The sequence below is a fragment of the Thalassospira sp. TSL5-1 genome (assembly GCF_001907695.1).
Classification (GTDB): Bacteria; Pseudomonadota; Alphaproteobacteria; order Rhodospirillales; family Thalassospiraceae; genus Thalassospira.
In genome coordinates this window covers 1712803-1729836 of the sequence record NZ_KV880637.1, presented here as the reverse complement: position 1 = coordinate 1729836, position 17034 = coordinate 1712803, and the positions used below count along the sequence as shown (strand labels likewise).

Annotated in this window: 16 protein-coding genes and 1 tRNA gene; 15 read left to right on the top strand and 2 right to left on the bottom strand. The window is 52.5% G+C overall.

Annotated features, from left to right (window positions below; translation table 11 throughout):
- The first annotated feature begins 17 nt into the window (after positions 1-17).
- Positions 18-94, top strand: a tRNA-Pro gene (locus LF95_RS08170).
- 119 nt (positions 95-213) lie between these two features.
- Here the strand turns inward: LF95_RS08170 and LF95_RS08165 are convergent.
- Complete coding sequence (locus tag LF95_RS08165; RefSeq protein WP_073954466.1) at positions 214-453, bottom strand: hypothetical protein; 240 nt, start codon at positions 451-453, stop codon at positions 214-216.
- 98 nt (positions 454-551) lie between these two features.
- Here LF95_RS08165 and cutA point away from each other — a divergent pair, with 98 nt between their 5' ends.
- Both cutA and LF95_RS08155 read left to right on the top strand, forming a co-directional pair.
- Positions 552-890, top strand: a complete 339-nt coding sequence (gene cutA / locus LF95_RS08160) for a divalent-cation tolerance protein CutA (protein ID WP_083607567.1) — start codon at positions 552-554, stop codon at positions 888-890.
- 92 nt (positions 891-982) lie between these two features.
- Complete coding sequence (locus tag LF95_RS08155; protein ID WP_073954465.1) at positions 983-1543, top strand: septation protein A; 561 nt, start codon at positions 983-985, stop codon at positions 1541-1543.
- 92 nt (positions 1544-1635) lie between these two features.
- Here LF95_RS08155 and LF95_RS08150 read toward each other — a convergent pair whose 3' ends face one another.
- Positions 1636-2853 carry a bifunctional 2-C-methyl-D-erythritol 4-phosphate cytidylyltransferase/2-C-methyl-D-erythritol 2,4-cyclodiphosphate synthase gene (locus LF95_RS08150; protein ID WP_073954464.1) on the bottom strand — a complete coding sequence of 406 codons (1218 nt, stop codon included), beginning with the start codon at positions 2851-2853 and terminating at the stop codon, positions 1636-1638.
- Between the two features lie 114 nt (positions 2854-2967).
- Between LF95_RS08150 and ccsA the strand changes: the two genes are divergently transcribed.
- The 12 genes from ccsA (at position 2968) to LF95_RS08090 (ending at position 17015) form a co-directional block, all read left to right on the top strand.
- On the top strand, positions 2968-3774 hold the full coding sequence (gene ccsA, locus LF95_RS08145) for a cytochrome c biogenesis protein CcsA (RefSeq protein WP_073954463.1): 807 nt from the start codon (positions 2968-2970) through the stop codon (positions 3772-3774).
- Between the two features lie 115 nt (positions 3775-3889).
- The gene (gene dusB, locus LF95_RS08140; protein ID WP_073954462.1) at positions 3890-4897 is read left to right on the top strand and encodes a tRNA dihydrouridine synthase DusB; all 1008 of its coding nucleotides are present in this window, start codon (positions 3890-3892) and stop codon (positions 4895-4897) included.
- Positions 4898-4947: 50 nt separating this feature from the next.
- Entirely contained in the window at positions 4948-6096 is a 1149-nt protein-coding gene (locus tag LF95_RS08135) for a two-component system sensor histidine kinase NtrB (protein WP_073954461.1), read from the top strand.
- Positions 6093-7541, top strand: coding sequence for a nitrogen regulation protein NR(I) (gene ntrC / locus LF95_RS08130; RefSeq protein ID WP_073954460.1), 1449 nt, complete (start codon positions 6093-6095; stop codon positions 7539-7541). Before LF95_RS08135 ends, ntrC begins: the two co-directional genes overlap by 4 nt.
- Complete coding sequence (locus LF95_RS08125; RefSeq protein ID WP_083607566.1) at positions 7538-9817, top strand: sensor histidine kinase NtrY-like; 2280 nt, start codon at positions 7538-7540, stop codon at positions 9815-9817. Before ntrC ends, LF95_RS08125 begins: the two co-directional genes overlap by 4 nt.
- Positions 9818-9873: 56 nt before the next feature.
- Positions 9874-11259: a nitrogen assimilation response regulator NtrX gene (locus LF95_RS08120; protein WP_073954459.1), complete on the top strand. Its 1386-nt coding sequence runs from the start codon at positions 9874-9876 to the stop codon at positions 11257-11259.
- 51 nt (positions 11260-11310) lie between these two features.
- Complete coding sequence (trkA, locus tag LF95_RS08115; protein ID WP_073954458.1) at positions 11311-12690, top strand: Trk system potassium transporter TrkA; 1380 nt, start codon at positions 11311-11313, stop codon at positions 12688-12690.
- A 75-nt stretch (positions 12691-12765) separates the two neighbouring features.
- On the top strand, positions 12766-13635 hold the full coding sequence (locus tag LF95_RS08110) for a D-amino-acid transaminase (protein ID WP_073954457.1): 870 nt from the start codon (positions 12766-12768) through the stop codon (positions 13633-13635).
- A gap of 117 nt (positions 13636-13752) precedes the next feature.
- Positions 13753-14436 (top strand): HAD family hydrolase, encoded by a 684-nt coding sequence (locus LF95_RS08105; RefSeq protein ID WP_073954456.1) that lies wholly within the window; start codon positions 13753-13755, stop codon positions 14434-14436.
- Between the two features lie 123 nt (positions 14437-14559).
- The gene (gene hfq, locus LF95_RS08100; RefSeq protein WP_007089557.1) at positions 14560-14817 is read left to right on the top strand and encodes an RNA chaperone Hfq; all 258 of its coding nucleotides are present in this window, start codon (positions 14560-14562) and stop codon (positions 14815-14817) included.
- Between the two features lie 76 nt (positions 14818-14893).
- A complete protein-coding gene (hflX, locus tag LF95_RS08095; RefSeq protein ID WP_083607565.1) occupies positions 14894-16156 on the top strand; it encodes a GTPase HflX in 1263 nt (420 codons plus the stop codon).
- 37 nt (positions 16157-16193) lie between these two features.
- Positions 16194-17015: an inositol monophosphatase family protein gene (locus LF95_RS08090; protein ID WP_073954454.1), complete on the top strand. Its 822-nt coding sequence runs from the start codon at positions 16194-16196 to the stop codon at positions 17013-17015.
- Positions 17016-17034 lie beyond the last annotated feature (19 nt).

The following is a 17034-nucleotide window of genomic DNA, read 5'->3' as shown; positions in this document are numbered from 1 at the left end:
GCAAGGCGCACATCGGTCGGAGCGTGGCGCAGCCTGGTAGCGCACCTGCATGGGGTGCAGGGGGTCGGAGGTTCGAATCCTCTCGCTCCGACCAATTCCTTCAAGGATCCAAAACAGTTAACCTGCACCAGTTCGTGGCGCGGGTTTTTTATTATCTTCTCCAAACTCTGGCCTTAGTAGGGATGACGAATATACCGGATCGCCAGAGACAGATTATTCCTTTATCACACTGCGACCATTATCGGTAAGCTTGCAGACCAGCCAGTCGGGTTTTAACGGATTGGCAAACCAGGGTTCGGCCCAGCCACGGTCAATGCAGGCCTGAACCGTTTTTGCCGATACCTGCTTTCCCTGTTCATCAAAAAGTGGCAATTTGCCTCCTGGCTGTGAAAGGCCACGTTTAAGCCAGTTTTTCTGGGTGCTGGTCGGCTTTGTCGCCTTTGCCGCTGGCATGATAAAACTCCCTGTTGAACGTACCCCAAAAACGGGGGGGATCTGGTAGGCGTATCATAGCCAAAGTCTTGCCGAATTTCGCAGAAAGGGCAACTGCCATGACAAATATCAAAACCAATGCGCTTGAAATGGTAATGGCTTATGTCACGGTGCCGGATATGGATTGTGCACGCAAAATCGCCCGTTCCGCGCTCGGCGCAAGGCTGGCGGCCTGCGCCAACATTTTACCGTCAATGACATCGGTTTATGAATGGAATGGCGAAGTGGAAGAGGCAAGTGAAACTGTTTTGCTGCTGAAAACCGAAAAACAGATATTTTCCAAATTGCAGGCCCATGTGCTGGACATTCATCCTTATGATACCCCTTGTGTACTTGAAGTGCCGCTTGGCCGGATTAATGATGGCTATGCGGCCTGGCTGCACCAACAAGTGAGCTGACGGAAATTTGAGGGGCCTTAAGGCAATCGCGCTGTTGCGCCGCGCCCCTGCCGACAATAGGATGGCGCCTTAATGACAAAAGAAGTGACACAATGAACCATGTAACCAAACTGGTCCTGGAAATGGGGCCGCTGGTGCTGTTTTTTGCAATTAACAGCATTACACATAATCTGATGACGGCAACGCTGGTTTTTGTTGTGGCGACAGTCGTTGCGCTTGCTGTGTCGTTTCTGATCAACCGTACCATTCCGATGATGCCACTTATCGGTGGTTTTTTTGTTATTATTTTCGGTGGTTTAACGCTGTATCTTCAAGATGAGCTTTTCATCAAGATCAAGCCGACCATCGTGAATTTGATGTTTGCGGCCATTCTGTTTGGTGGTCTTGCGATGGGAAAGCTGTTTTTGAAACTCGTTTTGGAAACGGCGTTTCAGGTAACGGATGCAGGCTGGCGTACTTTGACCTGGCGTTGGGGCCTGTTTTTTGTGGTGCTGGCCATTGCCAACGAGGTGGTCTGGCGCAATTTTGGTACCGACTTTTGGGTTGCCTTTAAGGTTTGGGCCGTTACCCCCATCACATTGCTGTTTGGGTTGGCCCAAGTGCCGGTAATTTTAAAATATCAATTGCCGGAAGAAGAAAAAGCGGAAGCCTGAGAGATTATTCTGCGTTGATGCGACAACAGGCGGGTCATGTGGCCCGCCTGTTGTCGTAAGTGCGTGAAGGTTTTATCGGTTGCTTTACGCGTTTATGCCGTGCGGGGAAGCGCGATACTGGCGACGGCCTGTGCGGCAATGCCTTCTTCGCGGCCGGTAAAACCCAAACGTTCGGACGTGGTGGCCTTTACATTGACGCGGTCAATGTCGATGGACAGGATAGTAGCAATGGCCTGGCGCATGGCTGGCGTATGCGGGCCGATTTTCGGGCGTTCGCAAATCAGCGTCACATCGACATTCACAATGCGCCCGTTACGCTGGGCAACCAGGTTGGCTGCATGTTTTAAAAACTGGTCCGATGCCGCACCTTTCCATTGCGGATCACTGGGCGGGAAGTGCTGGCCAATATCCCCGGCAGCGATTGCGCCTAAAATGGCATCGGTCAGGGCATGCAGGCCAACATCGGCATCGGAATGTCCCTCTAGCCGGGCCTTATGCGGTACCGAGACACCACATAACATGCAGGCATCACCCGGTGCAAAGCGATGGACATCAAAGCCGGTGCCGGTGCGATATTCTTCTGCAATCATGGCGTGCTCTTTCAGGGGATTTTCGGGGGGATTTTCCGGGGTTAAATATTCGCTCAGCCGGGCAATGTCGTCGCGTCGGGTGATTTTATCGTTCCGCTCACTGCCGGGCACACATTTGACAGGGATACCCAGTTGCTCAAGCAGGCTGGCATCATCTGTCATTTCCTGGCCCTCGAATTTGGTGTGGGCCATCAGAAGGGCGTTAAAGTCAAATCCCTGCGGCGTTTGCGCCCGCATCAGGGTATCACGCGCAATGGTACGCAAAATGACCTTGTCATCATCGCATTGTTTAATGGTGTCATGCACGGCAATGCCGGGAATGGCCCCTTTGTGATCTTGCAAGGCATCAAGAACGCGGTAAATGACATCAGGATCAATGCCGGGGCGGGCCGCATCGTGCACAAGGACATAATCCGGTGTGACATCGCTCAGGGCACGCAAGCCGTTGAGCACTGATTGCTGTCGCGTGGCACCACCGGCAACAGCTGGACGCAACCCTTTGCCCGTTATCAAATCGCCAATCGCGGCGTCCAGATGATTTTGATGCAGGGGATTATAAACAACCTGAATATGATGGGCTGGGCAAAGCTGCATGAACGCTTCGATGCTATGACGCAGAAGCGTTTTGTCACCTATGTGATGATATTGTTTTGGCAGCGGATCACCAAATCTGCTACCGCTACCGGCAGCAACGATGACAACCGAGATTTTTTTGTTCATAAACGATATATGCTCACATCAATAAAGTGGGCGACAAGCTAACTTTACCAACCCGATTTGCCAAGTCGCCAAATTTTATCTTCTGTTGCCTGCAACCATTCTGGACATTTTTGCATGTTCGCCACCGCCATTCATATTCTGTCCCTTTTGCCCCTGACATGCCAGATCATGCGGCGTGAGCCACAGCGTGATTTCTGGTTTTATGCCTCGATCGGTGTGGGTATTGCAGGAACCATCGCGGTATTAAGCCTGACGGGCGAGGCTGTGCAATCGCGCGGGTTTTCTGCTGCCTTGCATTGGTCGGAGTTAACGGTGCTGTTTATCTTCGGGGGTGTTGCGACCTGTGTGCTCCATCAGCAGGTTTGGCGACTGGGCGGTTATGTTGGGGCATACCTGATCCTGTTTGGCGTTGTTGCCGCCATTTTCGAATCTATCGGCGGTGCCGCACCGGGCCAGGTTGAGGAACAGGTGCTTTATTCCGCCTGGTTGTGGGTGCATATAGGAACATCCCTGATCACTTATGCGCTTGTTACCATCGCAGCCATTGCGGCAATGGCCTATGTCGTGCAGGAAAATGCCCTTAAAAACCGGCGCCCCAACCGCTGGAGCAGGCGTTTGCCGCCATTGCGCGATAGTGAGCTGATGTTGATCAGCTATCTTAAATGGTCTGCCTGGGTGCTTGTCGTTGGTATTGTCACTGGTTTTGCCCTGCGTCAGATAGAAGGCACCGCTTTATGGACAATTGATCATAAAATGCTGCTGACGCTGTCGGGTTTTGCCGTTATCTGCACCCTGATCTGGATACATGAACGATCCAGTTTGCGCGGGCGCATGGCGGTAAGGTTTGTGCTGGGCGCGTGGTTGTTACTAACGCTGGCATTTCCGGGGGTGCGTTTCGTAACGGTCTATCTTTTGGGGTGAAAACAGCCAATTTTATGCTGTTTACACTATTCGTAGGCTTATTACGCTTAGAGTTGTTGCACTCTGCCTTCAGTTTCATTAATCTGCCCAAGTTTTAGGCAATCGGAAGTTCTTCATGTCTTTGCAGATCGGTTCTGTGACCGTGCCGGAAAATGTTGTTCTGGCACCGATGTCAGGTGTTACTGACCTCCCATTTCGTCAGCAGGTGCGCCGTTTTGGTGATCATCTCGTTGTGTCGGAAATGATTGCGTCGGACGCCATGACCCGTATTCAGCAGCATCAGAAAGAAGTGCGTAAAATGCACGGCGATTGTGCAGCCGAAAGCCCGCTTTCGGTGCAGTTGGCCGGCACCGAACCGTCAGAAATGGCCGAAGCGGCGAAAATGAATGAAGCCCGTGGAGCCATGATCATTGATATCAATATGGGCTGCCCGGCAAAGAAAGTGACCAAGGGATATGCCGGTTCAGCCCTGATGCGCCAGGAAAAGCTGGCTGCCGAGATCATGGAAGCAACCGTAAATGCGGTGAAGGTGCCCGTTACCCTTAAAATGCGCCTTGGCTGGGATGACGATGACCGCAATGCGCCGCGTCTGGCTCGTATTGCCGAGGACTTGGGAATACAGATGTTGACTATTCATGGTCGCACGCGCTGCCAGTTCTATAAGGGCGAGGCGGACTGGGATGCGATTACTGACGTCAAGGCCGCCGTGTCCATACCGGTCATTGGTAATGGCGATGTGCAAAGCGAAGAAGACGCCGCAGAGCTTTTGCGACGGTCCGGTACCGATGGCGTTATGATTGGTCGGGGCGTGCAGGGGCGGCCCTGGTTTTTAAAGCAGGTTTCCCATTATCTGAAAACGGGAACAAAACTGCCGTCACCGACGCTCGAACAGCAGCTTGAAACCATTTTGGCCCATTATGATGCAATATTGGATCATCACGGGCTCATTCCCGGTTATCGCATCGCGCGAAAGCATCTTGGCTGGTATTGCAACGGTTTGCGCGACGCAACCGAGTTTCGCCGAACTGTTAATGTGCTGGATGATCCGGTTCAGGTTAAAGATGCCATTCGTGCCTTTTATGAACCCAAAATTGAAACCGAATTACGTGAATGTGCCGCCTGAAATGGCCGCAATCATTTGCCTGATAACTGATTGACGATCGGGGGACAAAAATGAGGCTAGGCTTTGGCAAGGGATATTCTGTTGATCCCGCTGGCGTTTTGAACGCCATTGCCAGTGCAGTTGTGGTTGCTGATCGGGATGGCAAAATACGCTTTGTCAACCAGGCGAGCGAACAACTGTTTAACACCAGTGCGGCAGTATTATGCCGCAGCAACCTCAAAGATTTCATTCCGGAAGACAGCCCCGTTTTCTCGCTTGTTGCGCAGGCGATTGATGAGGCGACGCTTGTTGCTGACCATGACCTGCTGATCGAGAGCCCGAAAATTGGGCGCCATGCCGTTAATTTAACGGTTGGATCAATGGCGGATGAAACGGGGTGTGCCGTTTTAACATTCGAACCACGTTCGATTGCGCAAAAAATTGATAACCAGTTGCTGAGCCGTAATTCGGCACGATCTGTCAGTGCGATGGCCGCCATTTTAGCCCATGAAATCAAAAATCCGCTGTCAGGCATCCGGGGGGCCGCCCAGTTGATCGAACAGACGGCAACCGAAGATGACCGGGTATTGACCCGCTTGATTTGTGATGAAGCCGACCGGATTGTGAACCTGGTTGACCGCATGGAAATATTTTCGGACAAGCCGCTGGAGCGCGGTGCGGTCAATATTCATACGGTGCTGGAACATGTGCGTCGCCTGGCCGAAAATGGTTTTGGTCATAACCTGCATTTTGAAGAAATCTATGACCCGTCCTTACCGCCGGTTTATGGTAACCGCGATCAGCTGATCCAGGTGTTTTTAAATCTGGTGAAAAACGCGGCCGAGGCAGTACAGTCCGAAACAGGTTTGATTACGATTTCCACCCGCTATCAACATGGTGTACGCCTTGCAGTTGCAGGCGGCGATACCCGTGTGCATTTGCCGCTGGTGGTTTCCGTTCGTGATAATGGCCCGGGGATTCCGCCCGATATGCGCGAAAGCCTGTTTGATCCCTTCGTCACCACCAAGCCTACCGGGTCCGGTTTGGGGTTGGCTTTGGTTGCGAAAATCATTGCCGATCATGGCGGCGTGATCGAGGTAAAAGACGTGCCGACAGGCGGGGCGGAATTTCAAATTATGCTGCCGATCTATCATCGGACCCTGGCAGAAGATATTCAAGCCAATCAGAAAGATAGCTGGATCAAGGAAGAAACACTATGAGTGCGCAACCAGCCCGTATTCTTGTCGCCGATGATGATCGCGCCATTCGTACCGTTCTGACGCAGGCTCTGTCGCGGCAGGGCCACGAAGTTCGTAGCACCGGACACGGTAAAACCCTGTGGGACTGGATCGCGGATGGCGAGGGTGATCTGGTGATCACCGATGTGATGATGCCCGACGAAAATGGCCTGGATATGGTGCCGCGTATTCGCAAGCTGCGCCCCGATCTGCGTGTTATCGTCATGAGTGCGCAAAATACCCTGTTAACAGCGGTTAAAGCCGCCCAGCGCGGTGCGTTTGAATATCTTCCAAAACCCTTTGATTTGAACGAATTGATGGGAATTGTTGATCGTGCGCTTGAAACACCGGTAAATCAGGAAAATGCCAAACCGGCAGGCGAGGAGGGTGATGATCGCCTGCCGCTAATCGGCCGTTCCGCGGCAATGCAGGAAATTTATCGTTCGCTGGCGCGCCTGATGAATACTGACCTGACCGTGATGGTAACGGGCGAAAGCGGGACCGGTAAGGAACTGGTGGCACGCGCACTTCATGAATATGGATCGCGTCGGCACGGCCCGTTTGTTGCCATCAATATGGCCGCCATCCCGCGTGAATTGATTGAAAGCGAGCTTTTTGGTCATGAAAAAGGCGCCTTTACCGGTGCCAATGAACGCAAGGTAGGCCGGTTTGAGCAGGCCGAAGGTGGCACACTGTTTCTTGATGAAATCGGGGACATGCCGCTAGAGGCGCAAACCCGGCTTTTACGTGTCTTGCAGGAAGGCGAATATACCCGTGTTGGCGGTCGAACCCCCATTCGCGTCAATGTGCGAATTGTTGCCGCAACACACCGTGATTTACGCAAATTGATCCGCGAAGGCAGTTTCCGCGAGGATCTTTTCTATCGGTTGAATGTGGTTCCCATTCGTTTGCCCAGCCTGCGTGAACGCCTTGAAGATATCCCGGAACTGGTCAATCATTTTCTTGCCCAGGCAAGCGAGCAGGGCCTGCCACGCAAAACCCTGTCTGCTGAAGCAATGGCACGCCTGAAGGCGCATCGCTGGCCCGGTAACATTCGCGAGCTTGAGAATATGGTGCGGCGTTTAACCGCGCTCTATTCGCAGGACATGATTGGCGTTGACGTGATTGAAACCGAGTTTGCGGAAAACAGCGTGGCAGAATCGGCCCCGGCTGGTGAACCGCAATCGCTTTCGGAATCAATTGAGCGGCATGTGCGTGAATATTATGACGCCCATGACGATGATTTGCCTTCCAGTGGTCTGTATGACCGCATTTTGCGCGAAATGGAACGCCCACTATTAACCGTGACGCTTGAGGCAACTCGGGGTAATCAGGTGAAGGCGGCCGAAGTTTTGGGGCTTAACCGCAATACCTTACGCAAGAAAATCCGGGATCTGGGTTTGGAAGTGGTACGGGGCGCAAAATGAGCTTACCCGTGCGCCAGCGCCGTAAGGCATGGCAGCAATCGGCATTTGTCAAATTGCTGGGACGGATTGCACAGTCGCGCAAATTTGCAATCGGACTGGTCATCGCCGCCCTGATTTCCGCGACAGTCACCTATCTTGCCATGACGGGAACGGCGCCATTACGGCCCGATCCACGTACCATTATTATCCTGCTTAATATCGACCTGATATTGCTTCTTGCACTGGCAACGTTGGTGGCGCGCAAGCTGGTGCAAATCTGGGTGGAGCGGCGCAAGGGAACCGCCGGGGCAAAGCTGCACACACGGCTGGTTTTGATGTTCAGTCTGGTTGCCGTAACGCCCGCCATTATTGTGGCCGTGTTTTCGGCCCTGTTTCTGCATTTTGGCATTCAGGGCTGGTTTAGCGACCGTATTCGCACGGCGGTTGAAGAAAGCATGGTCATTGCCCAAGCTTATCTTCAGGAACATCAGGAACTTATCCGCGCCGATGCCTTGGCAACCGCAAGCGATTTGCAGCGCCTTGGGGTTTCCTTTGCAACCGATCCCAACCGCTTGTCGCGCATATTGACGGCGCAGGCCGATGCCCGCGGTCTACCCGAAGCCCTGATCATTGATGGCAGCGGCAAGGTGATTGCCCAGTCCGATTACAGTTTTTCCTATGATCCCGAAGGGGCGCCCGTTCCACAGGAGGTCTTTGACCGGGCGCGGGTCAATGACGTTGTTCTGATGCTGGGCGATACCGAGGACCGCATTCGTGCCGTTGTGCGGCTGGATAATTTTATCGATGGCTTTTTGCTGGTGGGTCGGTTCGTTGACAGCAGCGTTCTTGATCGCATCGAACAGGCCCGACGTGCGGTTAAGGCCTATGAAAACCTTGAAGGTGAACGTTCCGGCATCGTCGTGACCTTTGTGATGATTTTTGTCATCATCGCTGTGGTCCTGTTGCTTGCTGCCGTGATGTTGGGCCTTACGGTTGCAACGCGGCTGGTGGAGCCGATCTCGCAATTGATTAACGGGGCCGAAAAGGTCCGTGACGGTGATTTGTCCTTCCGTGTACCGTTAGACGGGCAGGGAGACGAGCTGGAGGCCTTAAGCCGGGCCTTTAACCGGATGACAGCTCAGCTTGATACGCAACGTGCCGAACTGATTGCAGCGAATCGTCTGAATGACGAAAGACGGCGCTTCACCGAAGCTATTTTGGGTGGGGTGACAGCAGGTGTGATTGGTCTTGATGCCGATTGTCGCATTAATTTGCCAAACCGAAGTGCGTCGGAACTGTTGGGGCTGGATATTGACAACAAATTGGGGCAGCCCATTTGCGAGGTTATACCCGAATTTAACGTGCTTTTTGACGAGGCCATCAAGGAAGGAGAACGTTCCAAACCCCGCCAGATCGAAATTCGGCGTGACGGGCTAAACCTGATGTTACTTGCCCGAGTTACGGTCGAGCGTGCAGGGGATCGTTCCATTTTTGGCTATGTTGTAACCTTTGATGATGTGACTGAACTTCAGAATGCGCAGCGTATGGCGGCCTGGGCTGATGTTGCACGACGTATTGCACATGAAATCAAAAATCCGCTGACACCGATCCAACTTTCGGCGGAGAGGCTGCGTCGCAAATATCTTAAGGAAATTCAAAGCGATACCGAGATATTTAAAACCTGCATTGAAACCATCATCCGTCAGGTTGGCGATATTGGTCGAATGGTGGACGAGTTTTCGTCTTTTGCCCGAATGCCCAGCCCGAAAATGCGCAATGAAAATCTGGCTGACCTAGCTAAAAATGCCCTATTTTTGCAACAGCAGGCGCATTCAGCAATTAAATATGACTTTGTCATTGATGACGGGATCGATACGCATATCCAATGCGATTCCCGCCAGGTGAACCAGTGCCTGATCAATACCCTTAAAAATGCGGCAGAGGCCATTGCCGGGCGCGATAAAGGTGACGGCGACCTGCCGCCGGGGCATATTGGCGTTTATATTCGCCCAGGCAACGATCCGGATCAGCGGATTGATATTGTGATAGAGGATAACGGCAGGGGCTTGCCTACCGAACACCGCGAACGTTTGACCGAGCCTTATGTTACGACACGCAGCAAGGGAACCGGGCTTGGTCTGGCGATCGTTAAGAAAATCATGGAAGACCACGGCGGAGAGCTTATACTCGCCGACAGAGAAGAAACAGGCGCGCGAGTGACATTGTCTTTTCCAAAGAATTCTACAAAATTAACTGAAAATTCTTCGGACAGTGATAGTTTGCCGCCAGCCGTATGACGCATTTTTTGTGCGGCAAGAAAAATGAATAGAAACACCAAGGTTATTGTCGAAACATGGCGCACGATATTTTAATCGTCGACGATGAAGAAGACATCCGGTCGCTCATTGCTGGCATTCTGGAAGACGAAGGTTACACCACCCGGGCTGCGGCATCGAGCCAGCAGGCCCTCTCTGAGGTTGCCGCACGGCGACCGACACTGGTGGTGCTTGATATCTGGATGGAGGGGAGCGAGCATGACGGGATCGAGACCTTAAAGCTGATCCAGCGCGAACATCCCGAAGTCCCTGTAGTCATGATTTCCGGTCACGGCAATATTGAAACCGCGCTTGAAGCATCGCGTAATGGTGCATACGATTTTATCGAAAAACCGTTTAATACGGACCGGTTATTGCTTGTTGTTGAACGGGCGATCGAGGATGCGCGCCTGCGCCGTGAAAACCGTGAACTGACACTTCGCGCTGGCGGCGATGTTGAAATTGTCGGAAAAACCCCTTCAATCGTTAATTTGCGCCAGGCGATTGACCGTGTCGCCCGTACCGGCAGCCGTATTCTTATTTCCGGCCCGGCCGGCGTTGGCAAAGAAGTGGTTGCACGGCTGGTTCACAAGAATTCAGCAAGGGCAAATGGTCCCTTTGTTGTGTTGAATTGCGCAAATATATCACCCGAGACGATGGAAGATTCGTTGTTTGGTGCGGTTGGCAATGCAACGCGTGAAGCGCGCACCGGAATGCTGGAAATCGCACATGGCGGCACTCTTTTGCTTGATGAAGTGGCTGATATGCCGCTTGAAACCCAGGGCAAAATTGTGCGGGTCCTGCAGGATCAAACCTTTGTGCGGGTCGGCGGTTCCGTACCGGTCAGTGTTGATGTGCGGGTAATCGCGACCACGTCGCGGAATCTCGAAGAAAAGATCGAAGAACAGAAATTTCGCCAGGATCTCTATTACCGGCTCAACGTTGTACCGCTTGAAGTGCCGCCACTGGTGGCCCGGCGGGATGATATTCCCGAACTGGCTGATTATTTCCTGTCGCGTTATGCTGATGCCACCGGTTTGCCCCGTCGTACCCTGTCCCCCGAAGCGATTGCCGCCCTGCATGCCTATGACTGGCCGGGAAATGTGCGTCAGCTTAAAAACGTGATCGAACGTTTGATGATCATGGCACCAGGCGACAGCACCCAGATGATCAGCGGCAAAATGCTGCCAAGTGAATTGTTTTCCGACATGCCTGAATCGCTTGTCTTTGATAAAACCAGCGAAATCATGGCCCTGCCTTTACGTGAAGCCCGCGAATTGTTTGAAAAGGAATATTTGCAAACACAAGTGGACAGATTTGGTGGCAATATTTCGAAAACTGCCAATTTTATCGGAATGGAACGTTCCGCTTTGCATAGAAAGCTCAAAAGCCTGGGAATTTACGGGGACCGTGTTGGCGATTGATGCCATCGCACCGGTTCTGGTCCACAGGGTTTTGATCAGGAGAAAACATAAATGAAAGTCATCATTTGCGGCGCGGGGCAGGTGGGGTTCCACATTGCCAAGTATCTTGCAGCCGAACAAAACGATGTGACGGTTATTGATCAGTCCGAAGAACTGATTCGCAAAATTTCCGACACCCTGGAAGTTAAGGGGATCATCGGCTTTGGGTCGCACCCCGATGTTCTGCAGCAGGCCGGCGCAGAAGAAGCCGATATGCTGATCGCGGTGACCTTTGCCGATGAAGTCAATATGACGGCCTGCCAGGTGGCGCATTCGCTTTTTAACGTTCCCACCAAAATCGCCCGTATTCGCAGCCAGACCTATCTGCAGCCTGAATGGGCCGGATTATTTGGCCGGGAAAAGCTGCCGATTGACGTTGTCATTTCACCGGAAATGGAAGTGGCCCGTGCGGTTGCGCGCCGCCTTAGGGCCCCCGGGGCATTTGATATGATCCCGTTTGCCGATGACATGGTTAAAATTCTTGGCTTGCGGTGCAACGAAGACTGCCCGGTGATCAATACGCCGCTACGCCAGCTGCATCAGTTGTTTCCCGATCTCAATATTTCGATCCTTGGGATGATCCGTAATGACAAACCGGTTTATCCCAAAGGCGAAGACCAGATGCTGGCGGGCGACCTGGTGTATCTGGCTGTTTCCAGTGATCAGGTGGACCGGGCCATGTCGGCCTTTGGTCATGAAGACCCCGAAGCACGCCGTATTGTTATTTTTGGCGGCGGCAATATTGCCCTGTTCCTTGCCGAAGAAATCAATAACAATTTCCCGGGGGTTACGACCCGCCTTATTGAATCCGACCCGGAACGGGCCCGGTTTGTCGCCCAGAAGCTGCCAAAGAAAAGCGTTGTTCTGTGTGGGGACGTGCTGGACCCCGAACTGCTTGAAGAAGCCAACGTTGCCAATGCCGAGGCTGTGGTGGCCCTGACAAATGACGACGAAACCAACATTTTGTCGTCGCTTCTGGCTAAACGGTATGGCTGCCCGCGTGCCTTAACGCTGGTCAATAAAAGTACTTATACCTCACTGGTATCCGAACTCGGTGTGGACGTGGTAATCAGCCCGCGCATGACGACGGTTTCCACCATTCTGCAACATGTGCGCCGTGGCCGTATCCGTGCGGTTCACAGCCTGTCCGAAGGGTTTGGTGAAGTGCTGGAGGCAGAGGCCCTTGAAACAGCACCGATTGTTGGCAAAGCGATTAAAGACATTGCAATGCCACCGGGTGTTGTTTTTGGTGCGATCCTGCGTGATGACAAGGTTGTTATGCCGCGTGCCAATACCGTGATCGAGGCGAATGACCGTATCGTGGTTTTCGCCGGATCCGAGCAGATTAAAAAGGTTGAAAAGATGTTTGCGGTCCGGCTGGAATATTTCTAACCTGTCGAACCTGATTACTTTGCAAACTGCTTTTTAAACATCCACCACCATATTGATTTATCTGGAAATTGTTAAATGTCGCGCATCGCCTATGTGAATGGACGTTATGTTCCACATTCAGAAGCATCCGTTCATGTTGAAGACCGTGGTTTTCAGTTCGCAGATGGCGTTTATGAAGTGGTGGCGGTTTATAAAGGCCAGTTAATAGACGAGGCGGGGCATCTTGACCGGCTTGAACGGTCGCTTTCGGAATTGCAAATCGCCATGCCGATGGCACGGGCGGCCTTGTCGCAGGTTTTGCGCCGGATGGTGCGGTTAAATCTGGTACGCGACGGGCTGGTTTATTTTCAGGTCACGCGCGGCGTTGCTGCACGTGATTTTCCGTTTCCCTATGCTGCCATGCCCACGATTGTTGTCACCGCGCGCAGCAAAAGCTTTCCGGGGCGCGATGTGAAGCCGGTAGCGGTTATTACAACCCGCGATCAACGCTGGGCGCGGCGCGATATCAAAACGGTTGGCCTGTTGCCCGCAGCCCTTGCCAAACAAAAAGCCCGCGAGGCCAAGGCCTTTGAGGCATGGCAGGTTGATGAAGACGGATATGTCACCGAGGGGGCATCATCGAATGCCTGGATTGTGACAAAGGATAACGTCATCGTCACCCGACAGGCGGACCATAATATCCTGCGCGGGATTACGCGCATGGCCTTGCTTGAATTTGCCCGCGAAAATGGGTTTCGTTTTGAAGAACGCCCTTTCACCGTCGAAGAAGCGCAAAACGCACGCGAGGCCTTTATATCCAGTGCCTCAACCTTTGTGATGCCGGTTTGGAAAATCGATCATGTTGCCATTAGCAATGGCGAGATGGGGCCAGTCGCCCAAACCTTGCGCAATGCCTATTTCGATGCGATGGAAAAACTGGCTGACCAGGCAAAACAGGGACGCTGATCACTGGATCAAGACGGGTAGGGTGCTTTGTGCCCGCTCTTTTCACCTTTCCCTGTAAGATACCGTTTATATCAAGCAGGGTGTTACTTTACATTCTAACGAACTGAAATTTTAACAATGTCAAAACCTGAACTTACGCGCCCGGATGCCGTCCTGTTTGATTGGGACAATACCCTTGTCGATAGTTGGGGGCCGATTCTTGTAGCGTTGAATTTGACATTTGATGATTACGGCCTGGAACGCTGGACAATGGAAGAAGCCCATGTCCGTGTTGCCCGCTCCATGCGCGACAGTTTTCCTGCTCTGTTCGGCGATGACTGGGAAGGTGCCAAGGACCGGTTTTATAACCATTTTGCACGCATTCACCTTGAAAAGGTTGAGCCCCTGAAGGGCGCGCATGACCTTTTGCTGGCTTTGAAGGATGCGGGCATTTACACGGCAATCGTCAGCAACAAACAGGGTGCGTTTTTGCGCGCCGAAGTTGCCCATCTGGAGTGGGGGCATTTTTTTGGCAAACAGATTGGGGCAACTGATGCGGCCCAGGATAAACCGGCAATTGACCCGGTTCACATGGCGCTGGGTGAAAATGCTGCAACGCAAACCGGGACTCTGTGGTTTGTCGGTGATAGCGTTGTTGATATTGAATGCGCACGCAATGCCGGGGCCGTTGCCATCATCGTTGGCGACGAAGTAACCGGTGGTGCTGATGCCGCTGAAACGGCGGCTTTTTGCCCTGATTGGCATTTCCGTGATTGCGAAGAGCTTGCAGGGGTTGTAAAACACTTGGGGAAAGCCTTATAGTTCCACAAGGTCATAAGAAGGTGGGACGCGAACTGTTAATTCCTGAGGGGGGTAATGGTTCGGTATTTTCCTTGACCGCCCAAAACCAAAAAAACGCTCATAAAAGAAGGCTAGGTCTAACCAATGGCGGAAAAATCACAAAATGTTCAGGACGTATTCCTGAATTATTGCCGTAAAAACAAAACGCCGGTTACCGTATTTCTGGTCAACGGAGTCAAGCTTCAGGGGATTATTACCTGGTTTGACAACTTTTCTGTTTTGCTGCGGCGCGATGCCCATACACAGCTTGTTTACAAACATGCGATTTCGACGGTAATGCCGACGACGCCCATTAAATTGTTTGATCCAAGCCAGCCAGCCACGGACGAAGAAAATAGCTGACGAAACTTTGACATCGGGGGTGGACGATAAAGACGCTCGCCCCCGCGTCTTGGTGATCCATCCGGATCCCAAACGTATGGACGCCGCTTCAGTTTGGCGTGACGCTCAGTCGCGTCTGGACGAAGCGGTAAATCTCACTGGTGCGCTTGATTTTGACGTATCCGGGGCAGAAATCGTCTCGGTGGCAAAGCCGCGCCCGGCCACGCTTTTCGGAACGGGAACCGTCGAAAAAATCGGCGACTGGATCCGTGACGAAGAAGCGGACCTTGTTATGGTCAATGGCCAGTTAACCCCGATTCAGCAACGTAACCTTGAACGTGCGTGGAAGGCCAAGGTTATTGACCGGACTGGCCTGATCCTCGAGATCTTCGCCAATCGTGCGCAAACCCGTGAAGGTAGCCTGCAGGTTCAGCTTGCGCTGTTAAGCTATCAGCGTTCGCGTCTGGTGCGTACATGGACGCACCTTGAGCGCCAGCGTGGGGGCCGTGGTTTTCTGGCCGGACCGGGTGAAAGACAGATCGAAATTGACCGTCGCCTGATCGGGGACAAGCTGGCAAAGTTGCGGCGTGAACTTGAAGAAGTGAAACGCACACGCGATTTGCACCGCAAGGCCCGCCGCCGTGTGCCTTATCCGATTGTGGCTTTGGTTGGTTATACCAATGCCGGGAAATCGACACTGTTTAACCGCTTAACCAAGTCCGACGTGTTTGCCGAGGACATGCTGTTTGCCACTCTTGATCCCACCATGCGCGGGTTGGAGCTGCCAAGCGGTCGCAAGGTCATCCTGTCTGATACGGTGGGGTTTGTTTCCGATTTGCCGCATGACTTGGTGGCTGCCTTTCGTGCAACACTTGAAGAAGTGCTGGAAGCGGACCTGATTGTTCATGTTCGCGATGCGTCCTCGCCTGAAACCGATGCACAAAAACAAGATGTGCTGGAAGTCCTTAAAGAACTTGGCTTGCAGCAGGTTATTGATGGTGCAGAACTGGTTGAAGCCTTAAACAAGGTTGATCTTCTGGATGAAGAAGACCGCCTTGCCGTGCTGGAACAAAGCAGCCGTCAAAATAACACCATTGTGGTTTCTGCTCTGAGCGGCGAAAACTGTGACAGCTTGCTGCGTTTGGTCGAAGACCGCCTGACCGCCGAAATGCCGGTATTTCAGGTTCTGGTGCCTTATGCCAATGGCAAGGCACTGGCCGGACTTTACCAGCAGGGCGAAGTTTTGAACCGTATCGAAGGCAATGACGGCATCAGTATCGAGATCCGTCTTGATGAGACACGTTTGGGTCGATTCGAGGACTGGTGCCAGAAAAACGGTTTGGAACTTTATTCCGTTTAACCGTTTAACCCGAACAGGACGCAGGAAGTTTAACGTGATGACACCGGATATAGACAAGGTAACAACCATTATCCGCGAGGTCGCCGCAGAAGAAATTGCGCCACGATTCGGGCAACTTGAAGCCGGTGATATCGACACCAAGACCCATGCCCAGGATTTGGTGACAATTGCTGATACCGAGGCCGAACGTATCTTAACCCGGCGTTTGACAGCATTACTTCCAGGCAGTGTCGCGCTGGGTGAGGAGGCAGCACATCATGATGCCTCCTTGCAAAAGACCGTTTTTGCGGGCACAGCACCGATCTGGATTATTGATCCGGTTGACGGCACCAAAAACTTTGCCCACCAGCGCCAGCCGTTTCGCTCCATGCTGGCTCTTTATCAAGATGGCAGGACAGTTGCCGCCTGGATCGTTGATCCCTTGACCGGTGACGTGACCGTTGCTGAGCACGGAAGTGGCACCTTTCATAACGGAATGCCCGTGAAGGTCCGATCTGAAATAATGTCGGCCTCTAGCGCCCGTGGTTTTCTGATTTTCTATGTTCGCAACCGTCTTGCCAAGGCCTATGGCAAGCGCCATTTTTTTGAAAAACTGTCCTACTATTCCTGTTGTGGTGCCGAATATCAGGATGTAGCGCTAGGAAACTATGATTTTTGCGTTTATCGCACCCTAAAGCCGTGGGACCACGCACCGGGAACCTTGCTGGTTCGTGAGGCCGGCGGGATTGCCCGATATTTCTCGAAAGATGGCCAAAAAGACGATTATCATGCCAATGGCAGTGGAGCAGCCCTGATTTGCGCATCCTCACCTGAATTATGGGACGAGATCAACCAATTGCTGCAACCTGTTTGGCAATAAATAATCTGCTTGAAGGTCG

Excerpts from the sequence above, each read along its gene's own strand:
- ccsA (WP_073954463.1), top strand. The coding sequence starts at position 2,968 with ATGTTCGCCACCGCCATTCATATTCTGTCCCTTTTGCCCCTGACATGC.
- LF95_RS08090 (WP_073954454.1), top strand. The coding sequence starts at position 16,194 with ATGACACCGGATATAGACAAGGTAACAACCATTATCCGCGAGGTCGCC.
- LF95_RS08150 (WP_073954464.1), bottom strand. The coding sequence starts at position 2,853 with ATGAACAAAAAAATCTCGGTTGTCATCGTTGCTGCCGGTAGCGGTAGC.
- LF95_RS08105 (WP_073954456.1), top strand. The coding sequence starts at position 13,753 with ATGTCAAAACCTGAACTTACGCGCCCGGATGCCGTCCTGTTTGATTGG.
- hfq (WP_007089557.1), top strand. The coding sequence starts at position 14,560 with ATGGCGGAAAAATCACAAAATGTTCAGGACGTATTCCTGAATTATTGC.
- LF95_RS08135 (WP_073954461.1), top strand. The coding sequence starts at position 4,948 with ATGAGGCTAGGCTTTGGCAAGGGATATTCTGTTGATCCCGCTGGCGTT.
- LF95_RS08120 (WP_073954459.1), top strand. The coding sequence starts at position 9,874 with ATGGCGCACGATATTTTAATCGTCGACGATGAAGAAGACATCCGGTCG.
- ntrC (WP_073954460.1), top strand. The coding sequence starts at position 6,093 with ATGAGTGCGCAACCAGCCCGTATTCTTGTCGCCGATGATGATCGCGCC.
- hflX (WP_083607565.1), top strand. The coding sequence starts at position 14,894 with ATGGACGCCGCTTCAGTTTGGCGTGACGCTCAGTCGCGTCTGGACGAA.
- LF95_RS08155 (WP_073954465.1), top strand. The coding sequence starts at position 983 with ATGAACCATGTAACCAAACTGGTCCTGGAAATGGGGCCGCTGGTGCTG.
- LF95_RS08125 (WP_083607566.1), top strand. The coding sequence starts at position 7,538 with ATGAGCTTACCCGTGCGCCAGCGCCGTAAGGCATGGCAGCAATCGGCA.
- cutA (WP_083607567.1), top strand. The coding sequence starts at position 552 with ATGACAAATATCAAAACCAATGCGCTTGAAATGGTAATGGCTTATGTC.
- LF95_RS08165 (WP_073954466.1), bottom strand. The coding sequence starts at position 453 with ATGCCAGCGGCAAAGGCGACAAAGCCGACCAGCACCCAGAAAAACTGG.
- LF95_RS08110 (WP_073954457.1), top strand. The coding sequence starts at position 12,766 with ATGTCGCGCATCGCCTATGTGAATGGACGTTATGTTCCACATTCAGAA.
- dusB (WP_073954462.1), top strand. The coding sequence starts at position 3,890 with ATGTCTTTGCAGATCGGTTCTGTGACCGTGCCGGAAAATGTTGTTCTG.
- trkA (WP_073954458.1), top strand. The coding sequence starts at position 11,311 with ATGAAAGTCATCATTTGCGGCGCGGGGCAGGTGGGGTTCCACATTGCC.